Here is a 23,069-nt window from a genome sequence, read left to right as displayed (position 1 = left end):
GTATCGAACGAAAATACCGGCATGGCGATCCCTCAGGCGATGTCAGCGCGCACGACCCCAGGTCGCGTGCCGCAACGGACGGTGGCCGCCAGGGATCTGGCTACCAGCCGCGGTCTGTGTGTGCGAGCGGGCCGTCCGGTTTCCGGCCGGACGACCCGCCCCGGGCCCGGTCTCCTGCGTATCCGGCGTGCGGAATGCGGGGGTTCCGGACTTCCACCATCGAGGCCTCCCTTCAGATCGGCTCGGGCTGCCTTGGGGCTATGGCACGACGATACGAAGGGCGCATATCGGACGGACATCGCGGTGTTATCGGCCGGCGCCGGGCATGCCGAAATCCCCACCGGGCCGGCCCGGCAGGGAGTTCGGTTGCGGCGGACGCCGACGGCAGGCCGGCGTGGGCCGATATGGGGATCCCCGCCCGGTCAGGACCGGACGGGGATCACTGGCAGCAGGAGGGCGAGGCGCGCACCTCAGTCCAGCAGGGCGTGCATCGAGCGCACGCCGACCATGTCCACGGACGGGAAGAACTCGACCGGCTTCTCGGGGTCGCGCCGCAGGTTCGGGAAGCGGTCGAGCAGGGCGTTGACCGCGATCCGTCCCTCCAGCCGCGCCAGCCGGGTGCCCAGGCAGTAGTGGACGCCGTGGCCGAAGGAGATGTGGTCGTTGGGCTCACGGTCCGGGAGGAACTCGTCGGGCCGGTCGAACTTCAGCGGGTCGCGGTTGGCCGCGGCCACCCAGGGCAGGACCATCTGGTCCTTGGGGATGGTGACCCCGCCGAGCACGGTCTCCTTGCGGGTGGCCCGGGAGAGCACGGCGGCCGGCGGCAGCAGTCGCACGGCCTCCTCGACCGCGCCGGGGACCAGGGAACGGTCGGCCCGCACCCGGGCCAGCTTGTCCGGCTCGGTCTCCAGGCAGACCACGGTGTTGCCGACCATCATGGTGCTGGTGATGTGACCGGTCATCAGCAAGATGTTGGCGACGTTGACGACCTCGCGGTCGGTGAGGCGCTGGCCGTCCTCCTCCACCTGGGCGAGGTAGGTCAGCAGGTCCTCGCGCGGGTGCTTCCGGCGCTCCAGGACCTGCTCGAACATGTAGTCGAGCAGGGGCTGGAGGCGCTGCTCCGCACCGTGGACCCGCTCCTCGGCGTCCTCGCCGCCGGCGATGAAGTCGATGCCCGCCATGTTCTCGATGATGTCGAAGGCGGCGCCCTTGAACAGGTGGAAGTCCTTGCTGTCGACGCCGAGCAGGTCGGCGATGACGCGGACCGGCAGCGGGTAGGCGAAGTCGGCCACCACCTCCATGCGGCCCTGGTCCGCCACGGCGTCGAGGAGCTCCTCGGTGATCTTGGCGATGGTCGGCTCGAGCTGGTTGATCACCCGCGGGCTGAACGCGCGGCCGATCAGCTTGCGGTACTTGGTCTGCTCCGGCGGGTCCATCTGGGAGATGTCGCCCTGCTGGAACTGCTCGTCGACCTGCACCGGCGCCAGTGCGGCGGTCGCGGCGGAGAAGGTCTCGTGGTCGCTCAGCACCTGCTGGACCTCGTCGTACCCGTAGACGCACCAGGAGCCGAGCTCCTCGACGAACGCGACCGGCTGCGCCGGCCGCACGCCGCGCATCCAGGTGCTGGTGGGGTGGACGTTCCAAGCCTCGATGACTTTGGACATGGGGAGGCGTTCCTCTCTGGTGGTCTGCGGTCCGTCGGCGACGGGCTAGTTGTCGGCGCCGGCCATGGCACGCTGCAGGCTGAGCGGCCGCAGATCGGTCCAGTTCTGCTCGACGTATTCCAGGCACTGGGCCCGGGTGGCCTCTCCGAACACGGTGCGCCAGCCGGCGGGCACGTCGGCGAAGGTCGGCCACAGGGAGTGCTGTCCCTCGTCGTTCACCACGACGTGGAACCGGCCGTTGTCGTCGTCGAAGGGGTTGGTGCTCATCTCTGGTCTCCGTCTTCTCGCGTCCCGCGCACGGCCGCGACCTCCCGACCGATGAGTCGGCAGATCTCGTCGAGGTGTTCGGCGTTGATGAGGTCGTGGTGCGTGCTGTCGATGTCGTACTGCTGAACCGAGCCGGTGATGTACGGCTGCCACAGGTCGCCGTGCACCAGGTCCGGGTTGGGCACGGCGTTGAAGAAGACCGCGTCGCCGTGGAACAGCGGCGAGGTGAAGCCGGCGGTCATGGAGGTGTGGTTGACGATGACCCGGACCGCGTTGTCGAGGAAGGTCTCGTAGTCGTTCGAGCCCGCCACGCTGGTGAGGTGCTCGCGGAAGTACTCCCGCAGCGCTCCCGCGGTGGGCGCCGGCTGCTTGGCCAGGTGGTCGCCGGGCACGCAGTCCAGCATCGCGAGGAAGGCGACCGTGTGGCCGCGCTCCTGCAGTCGCGCGGCGACCGCCTGGGCCAGTGTGCCGCCGATGGAGTATCCGGCCAGCTGGAACGGGCCCTCGGGCTGGACGGCCAGGATCTCGTCGACGTAGTCGAGGACCATCGCGTCCAGGGAGGTGGGCAGCGGGCTGTCGCCGTCGAATCCCTTGGCCTGGATGCCGTGGACCGCGTCGAACTGCGGCAGCCGGCCGGCGAGTCCGAGGTACGGCCAGCAGATGCCGCCACCGGGGTGGACCAGCCACAGGGTCCGGTCCGGCGCGGCGCCGTTCCCGCCCTTGACCGAGAGCACCGGGGCGAACGGGTTCCCCGCGGGGCCCGCGTCTCCCTCGGCTTCCAGGTAGGCGGCGAGTTCCGCCACGGTCGGGGCGTCGAAGACCGCGCGCAGCGGCAGGGTGACGCCGAGGACGACCGCGATCCGGCTGATCAGCCGGGAGGCGAGCAGCGAGTGGCCGCCGCGCGCGAAGAAGGAGTCGTCGATCCCGACCCGCTCCAGGTCGAGCACCTCGGCGAACAGGCCGCAGAGGATCTCCTCACGGGTCGTCCTGGGAGCCCGGCCGCCGCCCTCGCCCTCGTAGCTCGGGGCGGGCAGTGCCCGCTTGTCGAGCTTGCCGCTGAGCGTCAGCGGCAGCTCGTCCAGGGCGATCAGTGCCGCGGGCACCATGTGGTCCGGCAACCGCAGCCGCAGGCTCGCGCTCACCTCGGCCACCAGCTCCTTGGCCTGCTCCTCCCCCGGCGTCGCGGGGTCGGCCGGCACCAGGTAGCCGACGAGCCGTCGGTCGCCGTGGCGCGTGTCCACCAGGACGGTGGCGCGGTCCACGCCGGGGTGCTCCTCCAGCGCGGCCTGCACCTCGCCGAGTTCGACCCGGAAGCCGCGGATCTTGACCTGGTCGTCGCTGCGCCCGTGGAAGTGCAGCGCGCCGTCCGCGTCCCGTGCCACCACGTCGCCGGTGCGGTACATCCGCTCGCCCGGCTCGCCGAACGGGCACGGCACGAAGCGGGAGGCGGTCACCGCCGTGAGCCCGGCGTAACCACGGGCCAGGCCCGGGCCGGCGATGTAGAGCTCGCCGGGAACGCCGTCCGGGACCGGCCGCAGGGCCGCGTCCAGCACGTACAGCGCGGCACCCGGGATCGCGGTGCCGATCGGGAAGAGCTTGTCGTCCACGGCGAGCGGCGCGCTCATGGTGGCGCACACCGTCGTCTCGGTGGGGCCGTAGACGTTGAGCATCCGGCGGCCCTGCGCCCAGCGGCTGATCAGCTCGGCGGACGGCGCCTCGCCACCGACCAGCAGGCACTGCACACTGCGCAGGGAATCCGACGGCAGGGCGGCGAGCATGGAGGGCGGCAGCATCATGTGCGTGACCTGGTGGCGGTCCACCGTCTCGGCCAGCGGCAGGCCGGGGGCCAGCTGCTCCTTGTCAGCGAGCACGAGCGAGGCCCCGGACAGCAGTGCGGTCAACATCTCGCACAGGGACGGGTCGAAGCTGGGCGAGACCAGCTGCAGCATCCTGCTGTCGGCGGTCACCCCCATCCGCCGGACGTGCGCCGCCACGAGGCCGGCGATGCCGCGGTGGGTGACCACCGCCCCCTTGGGCTTTCCGGTCGAGCCGGAGGTGTAGATGAGGTACGCGGCGCTGTCGGTCGTGGTCGACCGCCGCGGCGCGGCCGCGGCCACGTCCGGGCCGATCCGGTCCACCCGCAGGACGGGCAGGTCGTGCTCGGCCAGCGCGTCGGCCGTGACCGCGTCCGCGACCACGAGCCGGGCGCCCGAGTCCTGCAGCATGTAGGCGATGCGCTCGGCCGGATAGGTGTGGTCGGTCGGCAGGTAGACCCCGCCCGACTTCGCCACACCCAGCAGGGAGGCGACCAGGTCCGGCGAGCGGCGCGTCGCCACCGCCACGACCGTCTCGGAGCCGACGCCCCGCTCGGCGAGGGCGTGGGCGACCCGGTTCGCGTGCTGGTCGAGCTCGCGGTAGCTGATCCGCCGGTCCTCGAAGATCAGGGCGACGGCGTCGGGGGTCGCGGCCACCTGACGTTCGAACAGGTCCGCCAGGGTGCCCGGCGTCGCGGTCGCGACGGGCTGCTCCGACCGGTCCGCCGCTCGTGCGAGGAGTACGCCCGAGGGAACGTCCGGGTCCTCTGCCACCTGGGTGAGGACCTGCGCGAGCGAGGCGGCGATGTCCCGGGCCTCGTCGTCACCGAAGCAGTCCTGCTGGTACTCCATCACCACGTGCAGCCGGTCGTCGGCGCCCGCGGCGATGCCCAGCGGGTAGTGGGTGCCGTTGTCGGTTCCCACCCCGGTGATGGCCAGGCCGCCGTTGGCGTCGAGATCGCCCAGGCCGTCGCGTTCCATCGGGAAGGACTCGAAGACCACGACCGTGTCGAAGAGCGAACTCAGCCCGGCGGCACGGCAGATCTCGGTGAGCCCGACGTGGTGGTGGTCGAGCAGCGCGCTCTGCCGGTCCTGCAGGTCGGTGAGGACCCGGCGCAGCGTGTGCCACGGGGACAGCTCGGCCCGCACCGGAAGCGTGTTGATGAACAGGCCGACCATCGACTCCACGCCGGTGACCTCGGCCGGCCGGCCCGAGACGGTGGTGCCGAACACCACGTCCTGGCGGCCCGTCAACCCTGCCAGCACCACGGCCCAGGCGCCCTGCACCAGCGTGTTGAGGGTGATGCCGAGCCCGGCCGCCGAGCGCACCAGCCGGCGAGCGACGTCGTCGGTCAGCGGGATGTCCAGCTTGCCGACCCGTTGCGGGTCCGCCTCGGCGGCCCGGCTTCCGGCCAGGAGCGTCGGCTCCTGGACACCGGCGAGCTCGTCGTCCCAGGCGCGCACCGACGCGGCGTCGTCCTGCCGCGCCTGCCAGGCCAGGAAGTCCCGGAAGGGGCGGACCCGCGGCAGGACCGACGGATCGCCGTGCGATCCGTACAGTCGCAGCAGTTCGGTCATCAGGGTGCTGAGCGACCATCCGTCGAGCAGCGCGTGGTGCGAGGTGAGGATCAGCGTGGATTGCCCGGGGCCGGTCATCGCCAGCGACAGGCGCAGCAGCGGGGCGGTGGCCAGGTCGAAGTGGTCGGCCTCGTCCTCCGCCAGGAACTGTGCCAGCTTCTCGGTGCGCGCCTCCTCGGAAAGGCCCCTGAGGTCGGTCACCCGCCAGGGCAGTTCCACTCCGCCAAGGACCAGTTGGAGCAGTTCGCCGGTGGCGTCGGGAACGAAGGCGGTGCGCAGGTTGGCGTGGCGTTCCAGCAGGGCCTGGCCGGCCGACCGCAGCCGCTCCGGGTCGACCGGGCCGGTCAGGCGGTAGACGACCTGCACGTGGTAGGCGTCGTGGCCGGTGTCGGCAAGCATCGACTCGAAGAGCAGCCCGCTCTGCAGCGGGGTCGGCGGCCAGATGTCGACGAGGTTCGGGTACTGAGCCTCCCAGCGCTCCAGCTCGTGCTGGCGCACGTTCACCAGGGAGACGTCGGAGGGGGTCAGTCCGCCGACGCCGGGCCGGGACACGTGGGCGGCCAGACCCTCCAGGGCCGTGCTCCACATCCCGGCCAGCCCCAGCACCTGCTCACGCGTCAGCAGGCCGGTGGGGAAGCCGATTCGCACGCCGAGACGGGGGCCGCGCTCGGAGTCGGTCACGGCCGCGTTGATCTCGAGGGTGGACAGGGCGGGCATGTCGGCGTCCGGGGTGGCGATCAGCTCCCGGGTGCCGGTCGCCTGGGTGAAGCCCAGCCCCTCCAGCTCCTGCGGCATGTCGGCGGAGGAGAACTGTCCGAGGTAGTTGAAGGCGATCTGCCCGGTGGGATGCGCCGCCAGCAGATCGGCCGTCTCGGGGTTGAGATGGCGCAGCAGCCCGTAGCCCAGACCCTTGTCGGGGATGCGCAGCAGCTGCTCCTTGACGGCCTTGACGGCTGATCCCGCGGCGGGCCCGCCGGCCAGGGCATCGTCGAGGTTCACCTCGGCGAGGTCGAGCCGGGCCGGGAACATGGTGGTGAACCAGCCCAGGGTGCGCGACAGGTCCGCTCCGGGGACGACCGACTCCTCGCGGCCGTGCCCCTCCAGCTTCACCAGCAGCGACGGCTCCGCGATCCCGTGCGCCCGCCGCCATCCGGCCACGGCCACGGCGAGCGCGCTGAGCAGGCCGTCCTGGACTCCGCAGCGGAACGCGGCCGGGACGCCGTCCAGCAGGGTCCGGGTGACGGACGCCGGAACGTCGAGCCAGACGTGGTCGATCGTGGAGACGGTGTCGAGCGCCGGGTCGAGTGCGCGCGATCCGAACAGCGGGTCGGGGCCGTCGACGATGGACTGCCACAGGTCGAGCTCCCCCCTCCGGCTCGGCGTGACGGCCTCGTCCGCCAGGGCGTGGGCCCAGCGGCGCAGCGACGTGCCGACCTCGTCCAGCTGTGGCTCCTGGTCCTCGCGGACCTGACTCCACGCCGCCGCCAGGTCGGGCAAGAGGATCCGCCAGGAGACGCCGTCGACGACGAGGTGGTGCAGGACGACGACGAGTCGGCCGGCGGCCCGGTCGCCCGCGTCGAACCAGACGAACTGCGCCATCACGCCCGCGGCCGGGTCGAGCCGGCCGGTCGCCTGGTCCAGTTCGTGCCGTGCGGTCTCCAGCCACGGCTCGTCCCAGGCGCCGTCGCAGGGCACCCGCTGGATCAGCGCGGCTGTGTCGACGGTGCCGGGAGCGGCGATCTGCAGGCCCTCGTCGGTGAGTGTGGAGCGGAGCACGTCGTGCCGGTCGAACACCGCCGTGAGGACGGTGGCCAGTTGGCGTGCGTCGATGCCGGTCGGCAGGTCGAGCACGGTCGACATGGTGAACCGGTCGAAGCCGCCGCCCAGTTCCAGGAAGTACCGGGAGACCGGCAGGTGCGGCGCGAGGCCCACGCCGCCGCCGTCCAGTTCCTCCAGGACCGGGGCGCCGGTGCGGCCGCCGGCGAGCTGGGCCAGTTCGGCGACGTTGCGGAGCTGGAAGATCTCCCGGGGGGTGATCTCCACGCCGCGGGACCGCGCCCGGGTGACCACCTGGATGGAGCGGATGGAGTCGCCGCCCACGGCGAAGAAGTCGTCGTCCACACCGACCCGGTCGATGCCCAGGACCTCGGCGAAGACGGTGGCCAGCACGCGCTCGGCCTCGGTGGCCGGGGCCCGGTAGTCGCCTCCCTGGTCGGGCGGGGCGGGCAGGGCGGCGACGTCCAGCTTTCCGTTCGGGGTCAGTGGCAGCCGGTCCAGCACCAGGAAGACGGAGGGCACCATGTACTCGGGCAGCCGCTCCGCCGCGAAGCGGCGCAGCTCTCCCGCCGGGATCCCGGCGGTGAGGTCGAGCTGCATCTCGCCGAGACTGGGGTCCATGACCTGGTCGTCGGTCCGGGACGGCACCACGTAGCCGACGAGCTGCTTGCGGCCCGCCCGCTCCATGACGTTCACCGCCGCCTGGGCCACGCCGGGGTGGGCGGTCAGCACGGCCTCCACCTCGGCGGGCTCGATCCGCAGCCCGCGGATCTTCATCTGCGCGTCGCCGCGGCCGACGTACAGGAGCTGCCCGTCGGGGCCGAAGCGCACCAGGTCGCCGGTGCGGTAGAGGCGTGAGCCGGCGGGACCGAAGGGGTCCGGCACGAAGCGCTCGGCCGTCAGGACGCTCTGCCCGTGGTAGCCGCGGGCCAGGGAGCCGCCGCCGACGTAGAGTTCGCCGACCGCGCCGGGTGGCACGGGCTGCAGCCCGTCGCCGAGCACGTAGGCGCGGTCGCAGTCCATCGGTCGGCCGATCGGCGCCGTGGTTCCCTGGTCGACTGCCTCACCGTCAAGGAGCACGGAGCGGGAGACGTAGTACGTCTCGGTCTGGCCGTACGAGTTGACGGTGCGGACCCCGGGGAAGGCCTCGCGGATCCGGGTGATCAGGGACGCCGACAGGGCCTCGCCGCCGAAGACGACGGTCTCCGGCCGGACTTTGCCTGATATCTGGGCGAGGACCTCGGAGAGCACCGAGGGGACCGCGCTGACCACCTGGACGTCCCAGCTGTCCCGCTCGGCCAGCTCCAGTACGTCGCGCACCACTTCGAGGGTGCCGCCGACGGTGAGCGCGGTCACGGTCTCGAAGACGGAGACGTCGAAGTTGATCGAGGTCGCGGCGAGCATCACCGCGCCCGGTCGCATCCCAGTGGCCTCCACGTGGGCCGGCAGGCAGGCGGTGATGTTGCCGTGGGCGACGGCAACGCCCTTGGGCAGACCGGTGGATCCCGAGGTGTACATCACGTAGGCGGTCTGGTCCGGGTGCGGCCCGGCCGCCAACGGCGACGCGTCCCCGTTCACGAGGTCGAGGTCGCCCAGGAGCACGGTCGGGACGTCGTGCTCGGGGAGGTCGCCGACGGTGGCGGTATCGGTCAGCAGCAGGGCGGGCGTCGCCTGGCCGAGGATCCGGCGCAGCCGGGTGCTCGGGAAGCGCGGGTCGAGCGGGACGTAGGCCGCGCCGGCCTTCCAGATGCCCAGCATGGCCGTCACCAGGTCGGCCGAGCGCGGCAGGGCGAGGGCGACCAGCGCCTCGGGGCCGGCTCCGCGTCCGGCCAGGGCGTGCGCCATCCGGTTCGCCCGCTCGTCCAGCTCCCGGTAGGTCAGCCGGGTCGCACCGACGACCACGGCGACCGCGTCGGGGGTGGCCTGCGCCTGTCGCTCGAAGAGCTCGGGAACCGTGCGCGGCAGCATCCAGGTGCCGGATCCGGCGTACTCGTCGAGCTGTTGGAGCTCTCCCGGCAGCAGCGCGTCCAGGGTGGCGACCGGCTCGTCCGGGTGGGCGACGAGTTCCTCGACGAGCCTGGCGAAGCGGGCGGCGAGGCGTTCGACCGTGGCGCGGTCGTACAGCTCGGTGGCGTACTCGAGGTAGCCGATGACGCCCTGACCGGGGATGTCACCCATGTTGAAGAAGAGGTCGAACTTGGCCGTGTCGGTGAACGAGGGCTCCCAGCGGACGGCGAGATCGCCGATCGCGAAGTCCTCGCGGGTGATGTTCTGCCAGGCGAACATCACCTGGAACAGGGGGTGGTAGGCGGTGGAGCGCTCCGGGTTGAGCGCCTCCACCAGCCGCTCGAACGGCGCGTCCTGGTTGTCGTACGCGGCCAGCGCCTTGTCCCGCACCTGGGCGAGGACCTGCCCGAAGGTCGGGCGGCCGGACAGATCGGCCCGCAGTACCCAGGTGTTGACGAAGAAGCCCACCATGTCGGCGAGCGCCGCGTCGGTACGGTTGGCGATGGGGGATCCGAGCGTGATGTCGTCACCCGCCCCGATGCGGTGGAGCAGCACCGTGAGCGCGGACTGCAGCACCATGGCCTCGGTGGCGCCGCGCTCGCGGGCCAGGCGCTCGACGGCGGACATCACCGTCGGCGCCAGGGCGAACTCGACCACGTCGCCGTGGTGGCTGGGCTCGGGCCGGCGGGGCCGGTCCGTGGGCAGCGGCAGCGGCTGCACCGCCCCGGACAGTTGCTCACGCCAGTAGCCCACCTGGGCCGCCAGGAGGCTCGCCGGGTCCTTCTCGTCGCCGAGGAGCTCCTGCTGCCACAGCGTGTAGTCGACGTACTGGACGGCCTCGCCGCCCCAGTCGGGCGTGCGGCCCTCCAGGCGCGCGGCGTAGGCGGTGCCGAGGTCGCGGCCCAGCGGGGCGATCGACTCGCCGTCGACGGCGATGTGATGGATCACCAGGGGCAGCAGGTGCTCCTCGCGGCCGAGGCGCAGCAACGCGGCGCGCGTCGGGATCTCGGCCGACAGGACGAACGGGCGGCGGATGAGCCGGTCGAGCTCCTCGTCGACGGTGTCCGCGGTGACCTCGACCAGCGGCACCTGGAAGCCGGTGTCGCTCATGGGCACGACCTGCTGGGACGGGTTGCCCCCGGCGTCCTCGACCATGAGGGTGCGCAGGCTCTCGTGGCGCTCCAGCAGGTCGGACAGGGCCAGGCGCAGCGCCTCGGCGTCGAGGCGGCCGGTCAGCCGGAGCACGAAGGACTGGTTGTAGGTCGCCGAGGGCCCCTCGAAGCGGTCGACGAACCACAGCCGCCGCTGCGCGAAGGACAGCGGCACCCGCTCGGGGCGGACCTCGGCGCGCTGGAGCAGGGGCCGGGCCGGGCCGGCGGTGGACAGCTCTGCGGTCAGCCGGGAGACCGTCGGTGCGTCGAAGACCTGCCGGACGCGGACTTCCGCGCCGAGCTCGGCACGGATCCGGTTGACCAGCCTGGTGGCCAGCAGGGAGTGGCCGGTGCGGGCGAAGAAGTCGTCGTCGATGCCGATCCGCTGCTCGCCGAGCACCTCGGCGAAGAGCCGGCACAGCACGTCCTCGGTCCGGTTCCGGGGCGCGCGGTACGGCGTGGCGGTGAACTCCGGTTCGGGCAGCGCCTTGCGGTCCACCTTGCCGTTGGGGAGCAGCGGCAGCGCGTCCAGGGTGACGAAGGCGGCGGGCACCATGTGGTCGGGCAGTCGTGCGGAGGTCCAGCCGCGCAGGTTCTGCGGCGCCTCGTCCCCCGTGGGCACCAGGTAGGCGGCCAGGTACCGGGAGGCGCTCCCGGCGTGCCCGTCCCTGGCCATGACGAGAGCCTGGGCGACCTGCGGGTGGTCGGTCAGCACGGCCTCGATCTCGGCGGGCTCGACGCGCACGCCGCGGATCTTCAACTGGCCGTCACCACGGCCGACGTACTCGAGGCTTCCGTCCTCGCGCACCCGTGCGCAGTCACCGGTGCGGTACATGCGCGCGCCGGGCGGACCGTAGGGGTCCGGCAGGAACCGCTCGGCGGTCAGCGCGGCCTGGCCGCGGTAGCCGCGGGCGAGGGAGGCGCCCGCCACGTAGAGCTCCCCGGTGACGCCGGGCGGCACCGGACGCAGTCCGGAACCGAGGACGTAGGCCCGCACGTGCTCGAGCGGTTCGCCGATGGGGGCGAGGACGCCGCCGACCGGCGCGTCGGCGGGGAGGCTGAACGCCGCGGCGTAGAACGACTCGGTCTGTCCGTAGCCGTTGGCCACCCGCACGCCGGGGAACGCCTCGCGGACCCGGGCCACCAGCGTGGCGGGCAGCCCTTCACCCGCGAAGACGACGGTCTTGGGGGCGGCCCGGCCGGGCAGGCCGTCGAGGAGCTCGGCGAACGCCGAGGGGACGGTGCTGATCACGTCGACGTCCCAGTGGTCCCGCTCGCCCAGGGCCAGCACGTCGCGGACGAGCTCGACGGTACCGCCGCAGCTGAGCGCCGAGAAGATCTCGAACACGGACACGTCGAAGTTGACCGAGGCGGCCGCCAGGACGCGCGCCCGCGACTCGATCCCGAGGGTGGCGCGCAACGAGGGCAGGACGGCGGCGATGTTGCGGTGCGTCAGCGAGACGCCCTTGGGGACCCCGGTCGAGCCGGAGGTGTACATCACGTAGGCCAGGTTGTCCGGACCCGGGCGGTGGACGGCGGCCGTGGGACCGGAGCAGACCTCGTTCAGCGACAGGGTGGGGATGCCGGTGCTCGGCAGGATGTCCCTGGACGCCTCGTCGGTGAGGATCAGCTCGGGGGCGCCGTCGGCCAGGATGTAACCGAGCCGGCTGCTGGGGTACTCGGGGTCGATCGGCAGGTACGCGGCACCGGAGCGCAGCACCCCGAGCAGCGCGACGACCAGGTCGCAGGTGCGGGGCAGGGCGATGGCCACCACCGACTCCGGGCCGACGCCGCGGCCCGCGAGCGCCTGTGCCAGTCGGTTGGCCCGCTGGTCCAGTTCGCGGTAGGTGAGCCGGCTGTCCTCGTGGACCACGGCGACGGCGTCCATGCCCAGGAAGGTCCACAGCTCGACGAGGTCGAGGATCGTGCCGTCCGGCACCGGCTCCGCCGTCGCGCCGACCCCGCGCAGGGACAGTGCGCGCTCGTCCTGGGAGAGGACGTCGACGGCGCCGATCGGCTGGCCAGGTTCGGCCGCCGTCTGTTCCAGCGCCCGCGCGAAGCGGGTGGCGAGCATCTGGGCCGCCTCCCGGTCGAAGGCGGCGGGCCGGTACTGCAGCGACAGCCGCAGCTGCGGGTCGGCATCCGCCATCACGGTCACCGGGTAGTGGGTGCCGCTGAACGGCGTGATGCCGGTGATGGCGACACCCGCGGTGTCGTTGGCCTCGCTCAGGCCGACGTGGTCGACCGGGTAGGACTCGAAGACGACGAGGGTGTCGAAGAGCCGGTTGGTCCCGACGGACTGGTGAATATCCGTCAGCCCGTAGTGGTGGTGGTCGAGCAGTTCGCCCTGCCGCTCCTGCAGCGTCGCGAGGAGCTGGGCGAACGTCTGCCCCGGAGGCAGTGGCACGCGCACCGGAAGAGTGTTGATGAAGAGACCGACCATGGACTCGACGCCGTCGACCTGCGGCGGGCGACCGGAGACGGTGGCGCCGAAGACGACGTCCTGCCGTCCCGTGAGTTGGCCGAGCAGGACTGCCCAGGCGCCCTGCACCAGGGTGTTGAGGGTGACGCCCAGGCGGGCCGCGCACTGCGCCAGGGACTGGGTCGCTTCGACGGTCAGCGGCACGTCGACATGGCCCACGTCCTCGCCGGGCTCCGCGTCGGTCAGGGTCCGGGCCAGCAACGTCGGCTCGTCGAACCCGTCGAGCTCCGCGGCCCAGGCCGCGGCGGCGGCCTCTCGGTCCTGCCGGGCCTGCCACTGGAGGAACTCACGGAAGGGCCGGAGCCGGGGCAGGGCTCCGGCGTCGCCGTGCGACGCGTACAGGTGCAGCAGGTCCTGCATCAGGACGGGCACCGACCAGCCGTCGAAGAGCGCGTGATGCGCTGTCAGCACCAGGACCGAACGCTCGGGGCCGCGCGTGAGCAGGGTGAAGCGCAGCAGCGGCGGGGCCTGCAGGTCGAACCGGGTCTCCCGGTCCTGGGTCAGGAACCGCTGGAGGGCCTGGTCGTCCTGCTGCCGGCCGTCGCGGAGCTCGAGCTGGCGCCAGGGGACCTCGATGTCGTCCAGGACGAGCTGGACCAGGTCGCCGGAGGCGTCCGGGACGAAGGCGGTGCGCAGGTTGGCGTGCCGGTCCAGCAGCGCCTGCGCGGCGACGCGCATCCGCTGCGGGTCCACGGGTCCGGCCAGGTGGTAGGCGAACTGCATCAGGTAGGCGTCGTAGCCGCTGTCGGAGACCAGCGACTCGAAGAGCAGGCCGTTCTGCAGCGGGGTGAGCGGCCAGACGTCGGTGAGGGACGGGTGCTGCTGCTCCCAGCGCTCCAGCTCGTCCTGGCCGACGCGGACGAGCTCGACGTCGGAGGGCGTCAGACCGCCGGCTCCGGGCGAGGGAACCCCCTGGGCCAGCGACTCCAGGGCGCTGGTCCACAGACCGGCCAGTTCCTCGACGTCCTCGCGGGACAGCAGGGCGGTGGCGAACCCGATCCTGGCGGCCAGCCGGCCGGACTCGTCGATCAGCGCGTTGATCTCCAGCGTGGACATGAGCGGCATGTCCGGGTCCGGGGTGGCGATGAGCTCCCGGGTGCCTGGTACCGCGGAGAAGCCGAGTCCGCGCAGTTCCTCGGGCATGTCGGCGGCGGAGAAGCGGCCGAGGTAGTTGAAGGCGATCTGCCCGGTGGGGTGGGCGGCCAGCTCCCGGGCGGTCTCGTCGTTCAGATACCGCAGCAGGCCGTAGCCCAGCCCCTTGTCGGGGATGGACATCAGCTGTTCCTTGACGGCCTTGACCGCCGACGCGGCCGTGGTGCCGCCGGCGGCCTCCGGGTCACCGACGTCGAGGCGAACGGGGAACATGCTGGTGAACCAGCCGACGGTACGGGACAGGTCCGCGCCCGGCACCGCTGTCTCCTCGCGGCCGTGTCCTTCCAGCCGCACCAGCAGGGACGTCTCCGCCACTCCGCGGGCGCGGCGCCAGCGGGCCATGGCCAGTGCGAGGGCTGCCAGGAGGCCGTCGTTGACGCCGCCTCGGAACGCGGCGGGCAGGTCGGTGACCAGGGCGTCGGCCACCGCGGGCGGGAGGTGGACCCAGACGTGGCCGGCGGTCTGGACGGTGTCGACGGCCGGGTCGAGCGGACGAGAGCCGAGCAGCGGGTCGGGGCCGTCGACCACCGACTTCCACAGCGGGAGCTCACTCACGCGTGCCGGGCTCGCCGCCTCCTGGACCAGCGCGTGCGCCCAGCGCCGCACGGAGGTCCCGACCGCGGGCAGGTGCGGCGCCTGGCCGGCCCGGACCTGCTTCCAGGACTCCGCCAGGTCCGGCAGGAGAATGCGCCAGGACACCCCGTCGACCACGAGGTGGTGCAGCACCAGGAGCAGTCGCCCGCCGCGGTCCGGTCCTGCGTCGAACCAGACGAACTGCGCCATGACACCGGCCGACGGATCCAGCCGCCCGGTCGCCGCCTCCAGCTCCTGCCGGGCTGCTTCGAACCACTCCTGGTCGAAGGAGCCGTCCCAGCTCACCCGGAGGACCAGCGGCGCGACGTCGACCGTGCCGGGCGCGGTGATCTGCAGGCCGTCCGGCGAGAGCCGCGAGCGCAGGATGTCGTGCCGGTCCACGACGGCGGTCAGTACGGCGGCCAGTTGGTCCTGCTCGATCCCGAGCGGCAGGTCCACGACCGAGGACATGGTGAACCGGCCGAGTCCGCCGCCGAGTTCCAGCAGGTACCGGTTGATGGGCAGATGGGGTGCGGTGCCGACGCCGCCTCCGTCCAGTTCGGGGAGCACGACGGACGCGCCCCGGCCTTCGGCCAGCAGTGCCAGCTCCGCCACGGTGCGGAGCTGGAACACCTCGCGTGGGGTGACGTGCACCTCGCGTGCCCGCGCCCGGGACACCACCTGGATCGAGCGGATGGAGTCCCCGCCCACGGCGAAGAAGTCGTCGTCCACGCCGACCCGGTCCACGCCGAGGACCTCGGCGAAGACAGCGGCCAGTACCTGCTCGGTGGGCGAGACCGGAGCCCGGTAGGCGCGTTCCTGCAGTACCGGCGCCGGCAGGGCGGCGCGGTCGAGCTTCCCGGTCGGGGTGCGCGGGATCCGGTCCACTGTGACGAACAGTGACGGCACCATGAACTCCGGCAGCCGCGCCGCTGCGAAGCGCCGCAACTCCGCCACCGACACTCCGGCCGTCAGGTCGACGTGCAGGTCACCGATGCTCTGCGGCTCCCCGGAGGGGCCGGTGACGACGCCCACCGGCACCACGTAGCCCACGAGCTGCTTGCGGCCGAGATGCTCGTGGACGGTGACGACCGCCTGGGCCACGCCCGGATGGGCCGTCAGCGCGGCCTCCACCTCGGCGGGTTCGATCCGCAGTCCGCGGATCTTCACCTGCCCGTCGCCGCGGCCGACGTACTCGAGCCGGCCCTGGTTCCAGCGGGCCAGGTCACCGGTGCGGTACATGCGCGCGCCGGGCTGCCCGAACGGGTCCGGCACGAAGCGCTCGGCTGTCATGGCGGGCTGCCCGAAGTAGCCCCGCGCCAGGGAGTCGCCCGCGACGAACAGCTCGCCGACCACGCCCGGGGGCACCGGCAGCAGCCCCTCACCCAGCACGTAGGCACGCATGTTGCCGAGCGGGGTGCCGATGGGGACGCTGAAGGAGCCGTCCCAGTCCTGGTCCGCTTCCACGGTGTACGTGCCGGCGTAGAAGCTCTCGGTCTGCCCGTAGGCGTTGACGACGCGGACCCCGGGGAAGGCCTCCCGGGCGCGGGCGACGAGCGTGGCGGGCAGCGCCTCGCCGGCGAACACGAGGGTGTCGACCTGCGTGTTCGGGGCGATCTGGTCGAGGATCTCGGCGAACACCGACGGCACGGAGCTGATCACCGCGCCCTGCCAGCTGTCGCGTTCCACCAGCTCCAGCACGTCGCGGACGACGTCGACGCAGCCGCCGGTGGTCAGTGCGGTCACGATCTCGAAGACGGACACGTCGAAGTTGACCGAGGTTCCGGCGAGCATCCGCTTGCCGGGGCCCATGCCGACCACGGTGGCAAGGCGCAGCACGCCGTTGACGATGCCGTGTTGGGTGATGGCCACACCCTTGGGGGTGCCGGTGGAGCCGGAGGTGTACATCACGTAGGCCGCGTTGTGCAGCTCCAGGTGGGGCAGCGCGGTGGACGCCTCCTGCGGGTCCGGTCCGGGGCCGTCCAGCTCGAAGTCGTCCAGCAGCACCGTGGGAACCGGGTGCGGGGGCAGGTCGGCGGTCGTCGAGGCCGTGGTCAGCAGCAGCGTCGGCTGCGCCTGCTCCAGGATGAGCTGCAGCCTGGTGCTGGGGAACCGCGGGTCCACCGGCACGTAGGCCGCCCCCGCCTTCCAGATGCCCAGCATCGCCACCACCAGCTCCGCCGATCGCGGAAGCGCCAGCGCCACCAGCGACTCCGGCGCGACACCACGCGACGTCAGGGCGTGTGCCAGCCGGTCGGACCGCTGCTCCAGCTCCTGATAGGTGAGCGTCACCTCTCCGCACTCCACGGCCACCGCGTCCGGGGAGACCTCGACCTGTCGCCGGAACAGCTCGGGCACGGTCAGCGGAGGGGTGGGTACCGCCAGCCCGGCGAAGGCGGCCAGCTGTTCGCGCTCGCCGGGCAGCAGGACGTCGATCCTGCCGATGTGCCCGTCCGGATCGGCGGCCACGGCCTCGATGACCTTCAGCAGGCGGGCGCCGATCATCTCGGCGGTGGACCGGTCGAAGAGGTCCGTGGCGTACTCGAGGACACAGCGCATGCTCTGGTCCGCGGGGTCGACCGCGAAGTTGAACTCCAGGTCGAACTTGGCGGTGCCGGTCGGGACGGCTTCGAGCGTACCGGTGACCCCCGGCAGGTCCAGGACGATGCGGTCGTTGGTCTGCCAGGTGAACATGACCTGGAAGAGCGGGTGGTAGGCGGTGGAGCGCTCCGGGTTGAGCACCTCCACCAGCCGCTCGAAGGGCAGGTCCTGGTAGTCGTAGGCGGCCAGCGCCTTGTCCCGGACACGTTGCAGCGCCTGGGAGAAGGTGGGATCCCCGGTGAGGTCGGCGCGCAGCACCCAGGTGTTGACGAAGAAGCCGACCATGTCCAGCAGCGCCTCGTCGGTGCGGCCGGCGATGGTGGCGCCGAGGGGGATGTCCGTGCCCGCGCCCAGGTGCTGAAGCAGCACGGCCAGCGCCGTCTGCATGACCATGGGCGTGGTGGCACCGTGCGCCGCGGCGAGCTGCTCGACGGCCGTGAGCAGCTCCTGGGGGACGGCGATCTCGGTCATCGCCCCGCGGTGGCTGACGGTGGCCGGCCGCGGCCGGTCGTAGGGCAGCTGCAGTTGCTCGGGCGAGCCGTGAAGTTCGCAGCGCCAGTACTCGAGCTGACAGGCCGCCATGCTGAAGGGGTCGTCCTCGTCGCCGAGCAGGTCGCGCTGCCACTGCGTGTAGTCGGCGTACTGGGCCTCGAGCTCGGGGAAGCCGGGGGTGTGACCGGCCACCCGGGCGGTGTAGGCGTCGCTCAGGTCGCCGGCGAGCGGGTCCAGCGATTCGCCGTCGGTGGCGATGTGATGGATGTTGAGCACAAGGATGTGGTCGCGCGGGCCGCGCCGTACCAGGGTGGCCCGCACCGGGATCTCGTTGGCCAGGTCGAAGCAGTGGACGGTGGCCTCCGCGATCACCGCGTCCGCCGCCTCGCCCTGCGCCTCGACCAGCGGGAGGTCGAGGCGCAGTTCGTCGACCGGCACGACGCGCTGCTCCGGCACCCCCTGGGGGGCCGGGAACACCGTGCGCAGGCTCTCGTGCCGGATCACGACGTCGAGCAGGGCCTGCGCCAGCGCGTCCGTGTCGAGCTCACCGTCCAGACGCACCAGCAGGGGCACGTTGTACGTGGCCGAGGGCCCTTCGAAGCGGTCGATGAACCACAGCCGGCGCTGGGCGAAGGACAAGGGAATCATTGAGCGTTGCTCCTCTGTCTGCCGGCCTGCGCAGAGGTGGTCTCGGGCCGGAGGGACACCATGGATGGCGGCGCTGCGAACGGTCAGCCGTCGTGGTGCTTCTCGATCTGGCGCTTCTCGATCAGTGCGGCCAGGCCGGCGACGGTCGGGTGCTCGTACAGCTCCTGGGTTGTCACCCGGACGCCGAAGGTCTGTTGCGTGAGGGCCAGCACGCGTGCGGCCCGCAGGGAGTTGCCGCCGAGTTCGAAGAAGGACTCGTCCCTTCCGACCCGGTGCCGGCGGAGGGCCTCGGCCCACAGCGGGGCGAGCCGGCTCTCCGCCTCGCCCTGGGGTGGGTTGTAGTGGCGGCTCGCCGCCCCCGGGGCGGTGTCCTTGAGCAGTTGGGGGGCGTCGATGCCGCCGTCCGGGTTGCGGGGTATGTGCGCGACCTCGGTGATCCGCACGGGGACCGGGAAGCCGGCCACCTGGCGGGCGACGGCCGCGCGGACCGCCTGGGGGTCGACGGGGATGTCGGAGGCGGTGTAGGCGAGGACCGCCTCGGTGACGCGGAGCTGTTCGGGGACCAGTTCCGCGACGATGGCGGGGTTGGCCGCGTCGAGTCCGGCGATGACGTAGGGCTGTTCCAGCGCCAGGGCATCGAGGAACAGCCGCAGTCCGGTGTCCGGGTCGATGGTGCGGAAGCCGCGGTGTTCGGCGGCGGCCGAGGAACGGCCCTGGTTCATCCCGACGCCGCTCCACTGGCTCCAGGCGATGCACTGTCCTCGACGTCCGGTGCGGTGCCAGTGCTCGGCGAAGCCCGCCAGGAAGCTGTTCGCGGCGGCGTAGGCGCCGAAGGAGTGCCCGCCGAACTCGCCGTTGACGGAGCCGAACAGGACGAGCGAGGCCGCCGGCCGGGTCTGCAGCAGCCCGGCGAGGGCGAGGGTGCCGCCGACCTTGGCGCGGTACTGCGCGGCATAGCCGTCAGCGGTCTCGTGCACCACCGTGTGGCGGTCGAGGTCGGCCCACTGGCCAGTGGGGTCGGCCGCGGCCAGGTGCAGGACACCGTCGAGCGGGCGGCCCCAACGCTGCTCGGCCGCCTCGGTGGCAGCCTGAAGGGCGTCGGCGTCGGTGATGTCGAGCTGCGCGTAGCAGACCTCGCCCAGCCGGGTGAGTCCGGCCAGTCGCGCGGCCTTCTCCCCCTCGGCGGGCGAGCGGCCCACCAGCAGCAGCTTCACACCGAAGGTGGCCAGGAGGTAGCCGGCGATGTCGTGGGCGATGCCGCCCAGGCCGCCGCTGAGCAGGTAGAGCCCGCCCTGCAGCAGCGGCGCCGTCGTGCCCGTGGCACCGGCCGCTTCAGGGGCGGTGACCGGCGCGAGCCTCGGCTGCCAGAGCCTGCCGTCCCGGACGGCGATGATCGGGCCGCGGGTGCCCGCGGCGAGCGCGGAGCGCACTGCCGGTCCCCACTGGTCCGGGCGGCCCGGCAGGTCGACCTGGCAGAGGGGGCGCGGAGCGAACTCGTCGGCGGCGGTGCGCACCAGGCCGGGCATGGCGCAGCTGCCGAGGTCGACGTCGTCGTCCGGCCGGACGGGCAGCGCCCCGGCGGTGAGGACGACCAGCTGCGCTTCACCGGCCTTCGAGGCGGCGAGCGCGGCGAGCAGCGCGGCGAGTTCGGCGGTGGCCGTGGTCAGTCGCGCGAAGGGATCGGCGTCACCGCGGGAGAGCTGGAGGGCGCTCAGGACTCGGGTGATCGGGCCGTGGCGTTCGGCGACGGCCGCGAGCAGTCGGCCGAGGGCCTCCCGGTCCGCGGCCGGGACCTGGTAGCGGCCTGGCGCCGTCTGCGCGAACGTGTCGCCCCTGCGGGCTGCGACGACGTTGCCGTCGAGCCCGAGCCGGGCGAGATCCTCGTCCTCGGCCAGCACGAGCGTGAGGCCTTCCGGTGACTGCCGGTCCTTCGGGCCCGGGTCCGCCTCGAGCCAGCGCCGGGTGAACAACCAGGAGTCGTCCTCGGTCTGCGTCGGTCCGGTGCCGAGCGTGCGGTCGGCGAACGCGCCCTGCCGGAAGGCCTGGGCGAGGGCGGGGCGCTGGATCTTGCCGCTCGAGGTCTTCGGGAACTCCTCCTGGGAGACCGGGATGATTTCGGCCGGCACGATCCCCGCCTCACGGCCCAGGACGGCACGGATGTCCTCGGCGGTCTGCGCCTGCGCGGCGGCGTCCCAGCTCCTCGGCACGTAGAAGACGACCAGCTGGTCCTCCTCCGCGCCGGGTTCGCGAATGCCCGCGACGGCCGCGAAGGTCACCTGCACCCCGTCGACCCGCTCGACCACGCTCTCGAGCTCGTGGGCGAGGTAGTTGATGCCGCGGACGATGATCTGGTCCTTCTTGCGGCCCGCGATGACGATCTCGCCCTCGTGGGCGAAGGCGAGGTCTCCGGTGCGGAACCAGCCCTGATCGTCGTACGACTCGCGGTTGGCCTGCTCGTTGCCGAAGTAGCCGGCCATCATGGTGCTGCCCGTGATGCGCAGTTCACCGAGGCGGTCCTCGGGCAGGACGGCGCCGGTCTCGTCAACGATCCGCAGGCGCACTCCGGGAATGGGCCGGCCGACGCGGGACAGGGTGACGGCACCGTCGTCGGCCGGGTCGAGGAAGCGGATCGCGTGGGAGAGCGAGGACGGGTCCACGGTGACCGTGCCGGCGAGCCGGTCGGTTCGGCTCTGCCGGGAGTAGGTGACCCCGGAGCAGGTCTCGGACATGCCCCAGACCGGGACCATCGCGTCGGCCGGCAGTCGGTGCGGGGCGAGGAGTTCGAGGAAGCGGTGCGAGGTCGCCGCGATGACCGGCTCGCCGGCGTTGACGATCTCTCGCAGGCAGGAGAGGTCCCAGTCGCGGTCGGCGATCTCCTCGGCCCGCTCGTTGACCAGACCGATGGCGAAGTTCGGTACCCAGATGTTCGTGGCCCGGTGGCGGTCGGCCCAGTCCAGCCAGAGGAGCGGGTCGGAAAGGGCGTGGGAGGTCCTGGCGTTGACGTGCAGGCAGCCCAGGAACACGTCGCGGACGTTGCAGAAGGCGATCGTGACGTGGTCGAAGGGCATCCACATGAGGGTGACGTCGTCGGCGGTCAGCCCGCAGTGGCGGATGACGGCGTGCTCACGCGAGGTGACGCTGGCGTGGGTGTGCTGCACGCACTTGGGCACCCCGGTGCTGCCGGAGGTGAGCAGGTTCAGCACGGGCGACTGCGGCGACGCCGGGTACCAGTTCCGGTCCGCGGGGTGTCCGGCGAGCTCCTCGACCGTCAGGATCCGTACCTCGGGCTCGTTCCACAGCTCCCGCACCCCCGTCAGCGCCGGCGCGGTCCCGGCGTCGGTGACGATGCGCGGGCGCCCGAGGAGCTTCCAGGCGCCGAGCAGCTTGCGGTTGGGCTCGTTCTCCACGGTGTAGCTGGTGGCCACGGCGACCGGCGTGGGGATGAATCCGCCCAGGACGCAGGCCCAGAAGGCGGTGAGGTAGCCGCGGTTGTCGTCGAAGACGAACAGGACGGCGTCGCCGGGGCGGCATCCGTCCGCGCGCAGTCCGCCCAGCACCTGCTCGGCTTCGGCGAGCAGCTGCGGGTAGGTCTGCAGGTCGTCGTCGTGGTCCTCGGTGATGAAGATCGTGCCCTTGTCGGGGGCGAGTTCGGCGGCCAGACGCAGTGCTTCCTGGAGGGTGGCGGGCGCGCCGGGCGCAGGGGTGACGTCGCCGCCGTACAGCTCGGCGGGCGGGCGGTCCCCGTGGTCCGCCGGTGTCGGGGCGGTCGGTGTCGGGGCGATGTCAGCGCGCCCCGCCGCCGCGGCCGGCTGCGCGCGGACGCTCAGGCGGGTGACGGCGGCGACCTCGTGGACGCCGGGCACGGCCCTGACGGCGTCGGCCAGCGCGGCCAACTCGTCGTCAGCGAAGGTGCCGGAGGTGTTCGTCGAGGCACTCATGCCACGCCTCCGAGGGTCGCGGGCGTCAGCATGGCGGCGGCGAGGCGGGAGACGACCTCGGTCGGCGAGTCGAGGAAGTAGAAGTGGCCGCCGTGATAGATCTCGGCCGCGAAGGGTCCGCGGGTGTGCTCCTGCCATTGGCGGACCTCGTCCAGCGGCGCGCGGGGGTCGCTGTCGCCGGCGAGTACCGTGATGGGGCAGTCCAGCGGGGCGCCCGGCTCGATCCGATGCCGCTCGAAGAGCGTGAAGTCCGCGCGGAGTGTGTAGAGCATGGCGTCCAGCACGTCCTCGTCCTCGAGCAGTTCGGGGTCGAGACCGCCGAGCGCGAAGATCTCCGTGCTGAAGTCCAGGTCGTCGAGTTCGTGCAGCATGCGCACCTGCGAGTCCCCGGGCGCGGGCTGGGCGGAGAGGAACAGCTGCTCAGGTGCTTTGCGGCCGCGTGCGCGCAGCGCCCTGGCCAGCTCGAAGGCGAGAATCGCGCCCGCAGAGTGCCCGAAGAAAGCGCAGGGAAGGTCCAGGACCGGGCGCAGGGCGTGCACGAGCACGTCGACGAGGACGTCGACCTCGGTGAAGGGCTCTTCGGCGATCCGGTTCTGCCGTCCGGGCAGCTGGACGGCGACCAGCTCGATCTGCGGTGGCAGCAGGGCGGCCCAGTCGGCATACGCGGCAGCGCCGGCACCCGCGTGGGGGAAGCACACCAGCCGCCGGGTGGCCGCCGGTTGCTTTGCACGCCATATATAGGGCGTTTCGGGTACCAGTTCCCGGATCTGCGGCGTTGTCATCTGCAGCCTGCTCCTTCCCCGCGAAGCCCGGTGCGCGGCATGGTGTGACGTCATACGAGATTGCGAAGAACCAGGCAAAAAGGCCCGTGGAAATCGTGGGATTACGAGATCTGCGCGCAGCGCCGAATGGTGCACGCATGACGT

The 23,069-nt window shown here is 72.2% G+C and carries 5 protein-coding genes; all 5 read right to left on the bottom strand.

The features are described 5' to 3' along the window. Window positions 1-470 precede the first annotated feature (470 nt). Entirely contained in the window at window positions 471-1,664 is a 1,194-nt protein-coding gene (locus DN069_RS13990; protein WP_111501283.1) for a cytochrome P450, read from the bottom strand. A 45-nt stretch (window positions 1,665-1,709) separates the two neighbouring features. Further along, entirely contained in the window at window positions 1,710-1,931 is a 222-nt protein-coding gene (locus tag DN069_RS13985) for an MbtH family protein (protein WP_111501282.1), read from the bottom strand. Beyond that, on the bottom strand, window positions 1,928-18,205 hold the full coding sequence (locus DN069_RS13980) for an amino acid adenylation domain-containing protein (RefSeq protein ID WP_111501281.1): 16,278 nt from the start codon (window positions 18,203-18,205) through the stop codon (window positions 1,928-1,930). The genes DN069_RS13985 and DN069_RS13980 overlap by 4 nt, the downstream gene beginning before the upstream one ends. Window positions 18,206-18,288: 83 nt before the next feature. After that, entirely contained in the window at window positions 18,289-22,143 is a 3,855-nt protein-coding gene (locus DN069_RS13975; protein WP_111501280.1) for an SDR family NAD(P)-dependent oxidoreductase, read from the bottom strand. Continuing rightward, entirely contained in the window at window positions 22,140-22,925 is a 786-nt protein-coding gene (locus DN069_RS13970; protein WP_111501279.1) for a thioesterase II family protein, read from the bottom strand. Before DN069_RS13970 ends, DN069_RS13975 begins: the two co-directional genes overlap by 4 nt. Window positions 22,926-23,069 lie beyond the last annotated feature (144 nt).

This window comes from Streptacidiphilus pinicola (assembly GCF_003258295.1).
Lineage (GTDB): Bacteria > Actinomycetota > Actinomycetes > Streptomycetales > Streptomycetaceae > Streptacidiphilus > Streptacidiphilus pinicola.
This window is presented reverse-complemented; position numbering and strand designations above follow the sequence as displayed.

What these genes read in the sequence shown, in the direction of transcription:
- DN069_RS13980 (WP_111501281.1), bottom strand. Translation starts at nt 18,205, where the DNA reads ATGATTCCCTTGTCCTTCGCCCAGCGCCGGCTGTGGTTCATCGACCGC.
- DN069_RS13970 (WP_111501279.1), bottom strand. Translation starts at nt 22,925, where the DNA reads ATGACAACGCCGCAGATCCGGGAACTGGTACCCGAAACGCCCTATATA.
- DN069_RS13985 (WP_111501282.1), bottom strand. Translation starts at nt 1,931, where the DNA reads ATGAGCACCAACCCCTTCGACGACGACAACGGCCGGTTCCACGTCGTG.
- DN069_RS13975 (WP_111501280.1), bottom strand. Translation starts at nt 22,143, where the DNA reads ATGAGTGCCTCGACGAACACCTCCGGCACCTTCGCTGACGACGAGTTG.
- DN069_RS13990 (WP_111501283.1), bottom strand. Translation starts at nt 1,664, where the DNA reads ATGTCCAAAGTCATCGAGGCTTGGAACGTCCACCCCACCAGCACCTGG.